Genomic DNA, 3,365 nt, shown 5'->3' with positions numbered 1-3,365 from the left:
GTCAACCCCTGGGGAGGACACCGCAACCGCGCCCCGGCTGTCACCCATGGCTGCCTGCGCCTGCCGGCTCGAGGCGGACAATGACTGACTTTGACGTCGGGGTTCCGCTGATGTCGGCTACCGAGTCCAGCGGTACGAGGACGTTGGTCTCCGGGTAGTAGGCGGCTGCGCAGCCCTTTGGCGTCGAATAGGAAACGATGCGGAAATTCTCCGCCCGTCGCTCGGTACCCCGGAATTCGGATACCAGGTGAACCATGTCGCCGTCCTCGAAACCAAGTTCGGACACATCGGATTCGTTCACGAGGACCACCCGGCGGCCGCCGTGAATGCCGCGGTAGCGGTCGTCCTTGCCGTAGATGGTGGTGTTGTACTGGTCGTGGGAGCGCAGCGTCTGGAGGATGAGGCGGCCCTCCGGGACGCGGAGGTACTCCAAGTGGTTCGCCGTAAAGTGGGCCTTGCCGGAAGCGGTGTCGAATTCCCGGGCATCCCGGGGCCGGTGGGGGAGAACGAAGCCTCCCGGGTTCTGGACCTTCTCCTCAAAATTTTCGAAGCCGTCGAGTACCGCTTCGATGTGTTTCCTGATCAGTGAATAGTCGTCCCTGAGCGCGAGCCAGGCGGCCTTCGGGGTGTTCGGCAGGGGGTGGCCGTCGCTGTCCGTGAAGAGCCGGTGGGCCAGGTTGCAGACGATCGCCACTTCGGACATCAAGTGCTCACTTGCGGGCTTGAGGCGTCCACGGGACGCGTGGACGGCACTCATGGAATCCTCCACCGTTACCCTTTGATCACCTGTCCGCTGCGTGTCCCTCTCGGTGCGTCCGAGCGTGGGAAGGATCAGGGCGCGCCGCCCCGTTGCCAGGTGGGAATGGTTCAATTTAGTGGAGATCTGGACCGTAAGGCGAGTGCTGGCCAGCGATTGCTCCGTGGTCTCAGAGTCGGGGGCCGCCCGCACAAAGTTGCCGCCCATCCCGATGAAAACCCGGACCTTGCCGTCCCGCATCGCCCTGATGGCTGCGACGGTATCGTAGCCGTGGGCCCGGGGGGAGAGGAATTGGAACTCTTGGTCCAGCCTGTCGTGGAACTTCTCCGGCATTTGCTCGAAAATGCCCATGGTGCGGTCGCCCTGGACATTGGAATGCCCGCGGACGGGGCAGACTCCGGCCCCGGGCTTGCCGATGTTGCCCTGAAGAAGGAGGACATTGACGACGTCGCGGAGCGTAGGCACGGAATGCTTGTGCTGTGTGAGGCCCATGGCCCAGCAGACAATGGTTGCTTTCGAAGCCAGGAGACGCTCACCGGTGGCCTCGATCTGTTCCATCGTCAGCCCGGTCGCTTCGAGGATGTCCTCCCATGCCACGTCTTCCAGTTGCTTCACATAGGCATCGAGGCCGACGGTGTGTTTGCTGATGAAGTCATGGTCGAACACCGTGCGCAGGCCCGGGCTGGTCCTTCCGGCACTTTCGGCCTCCAGCAGGTATTTGCCCAGTCCCTGGAAGAGCGCCTGATCGCCTCCGGCCCTGATCTGCAGGAAGTCGTCGGTCAGCTCGGTGCCAACCATCATGCCAACCACGTTCTGCGGGTTTTCGAATTTGAGCAGTCCGGCTTCGGGAAGTGGATTCACGGACACGATAACCGCACCGTTTTTCTTGGCCTTCTCCAGCGAGCTGAGCATGCGCGGGTGGTTCGTGCCTGGATTTTGGCCGGCAACGAAGATCAGCGACGCTGTTTCCACGTCTTTGAGGCTCACGGAGCCCTTGCCGATGCCGATGGTCTCGACGAGGGCCGAACCGGAGGATTCGTGGCACATGTTGGAACAGTCCGGAAGGTTGTTGGTCCCGACACCGCGCACGAGGAGCTGGTAGGCGAAAGCCGCCTCGTTTGACGTGCGGCCGGAGGTGTAAAACACCGCCTGGTCCGGGCTGTCCATGTCCCTGATCTCCTGTGCGATCAGCTCCAGGGCATCATCCCACTCGACGGGCCTGTAGTGCGTCGCGCCCTCGTCCAGGAGCATCGGATGCGTCAGACGCCCCTGCTGTCCCAGCCAGTAGTCGTCCCGTGTCTTCAGTTCAGCTATGGAATGCGAGGCGAAGAACTCCGGTGTGACCCGGCGGCGTGTGGCTTCTTCCGCGACGGCCTTCGCGCCGTTCTCACAGAACTCGGCCGTATGCCGTTTGTCGTGCTCCGGCCAGGCGCAGCCCATGCAGTCGAACCCGTCTACTTGGTTGACCGCCAGCAATGTTTGGACGCTGCGCAGTGGGCCCATCTGCTCGAGGGAGATCTTCAGCGCATTGGTGACGGCCGGGAGGCCCACGGCCTTCGACTTGGGTTTGGTGACAGTCAGCGTCGACTCGTCGATATTTTCACGGGGGGCTCTTGAGGCCATGGGCTTTTCCTTCAGATCTTTGGCCGGATAGAGAGGTCTGGCGGTGAGGAGGAGGAAGTCCGTGACATTCTTATCCCGCGCATATTGATATATCAGTTGTAGATACTATGTTCACGGGGCCGGTGAGTCAAGGGCGCCGTCACCGAACAGGAAGGATCAGACGTGGAGAGCAGCGGCAAGTTATCGGTCATGGGGGAGTCGGAAGTGCCTGCGAGGCAGGATGACGAGTCCTATGCCGAGTATGCGTACCGGGTGCTGTGTGATGAGCTGATCGTCCTTGATATCAAGCCCGGGGAGCCCTTGAATGATGACCTGATCTCGCGTCGGCTTGGCGTGGGAAGAACGCCTATCCGGGAAGCCATGAAGAGGCTGGAAAGCGACCACCTGGTGGTGGCCTATCCACGCAGGGGAACCTTTGCCGCGGGCGTGGATATTACGGACCTTGCCGAAATCTCCGAGATTCGTCAGCTTTTGGAGCCTGCGGCATCTGCACGTGCCGCTCGAATGGCATCGGACCGGACGCGGCAGGAGCTAAGGGAGCTTGCCCGGGAGGTTCGGCAGCTCTTGGCCGACCACCTGGCACAGCGGGACCTCATGCGCTTGGACATGCGAGTGCACCGCAGCATCTACCGGGCGACTGGCAGCCGGCATCTGGAGGATGTCCTGATTCGCTGTGACAACCTGGCGACCCGTATCTGGAGTCTCGTACTGGAGAAGCTCCCGCCGGTTTCCGAACACATTGCCCAGCACGTGGAGCTGCTTGAATACATTGCGGATGGCGAGGCAGAAGCGGCTGCAGACCTGACCGCCAAGCACGTTACCGACTTCGAGAACCTGATCCGGGGGGTCCTCTAGCAAGACTGAGCGTCCCGGATGCCCGGCGCCGTTCCCTTCGGCGGCCGGGCATGGTTTTGCCCTTTGTGTCAGCCGACAGGTCCAGGGATCAAAGGAGCCGGCGACTGTTCACGGGCGGCCTCGGCCGGTG

General features: G+C 62.1%; 2 protein-coding genes. One reads left to right on the top strand and one right to left on the bottom strand.

Annotation, left to right across the window (positions count from 1 at the left end; genetic code table 11):
• Positions 1-40 precede the first annotated feature (40 nt).
• Complete coding sequence (locus tag AHiyo1_RS14010; RefSeq protein ID WP_059388978.1) at positions 41-2,380, bottom strand: FdhF/YdeP family oxidoreductase; 2,340 nt, start codon at positions 2,378-2,380, stop codon at positions 41-43.
• Between the two features lie 189 nt (positions 2,381-2,569).
• On the opposite strand from AHiyo1_RS14010, the gene AHiyo1_RS14005 reads away from it, so the two are divergent.
• Complete coding sequence (locus tag AHiyo1_RS14005; protein WP_059388979.1) at positions 2,570-3,235, top strand: GntR family transcriptional regulator; 666 nt, start codon at positions 2,570-2,572, stop codon at positions 3,233-3,235.
• The last annotated feature ends 130 nt before the right edge of the window (positions 3,236-3,365 follow it).

The organism is Arthrobacter sp. Hiyo1 (assembly GCF_001263615.2).
Classification (GTDB): domain Bacteria; phylum Actinomycetota; class Actinomycetes; order Actinomycetales; family Micrococcaceae; genus Arthrobacter.
This window is presented reverse-complemented; position numbering and strand designations above follow the sequence as displayed.

Bases quoted from the DNA above. Each gene is read 5' to 3' on its own strand.
- AHiyo1_RS14005 (WP_059388979.1), top strand. From the start codon at position 2,570: ATGGGGGAGTCGGAAGTGCCTGCGAGGCAGGATGACGAGTCCTATGCC.
- AHiyo1_RS14010 (WP_059388978.1), bottom strand. From the start codon at position 2,380: ATGGCCTCAAGAGCCCCCCGTGAAAATATCGACGAGTCGACGCTGACT.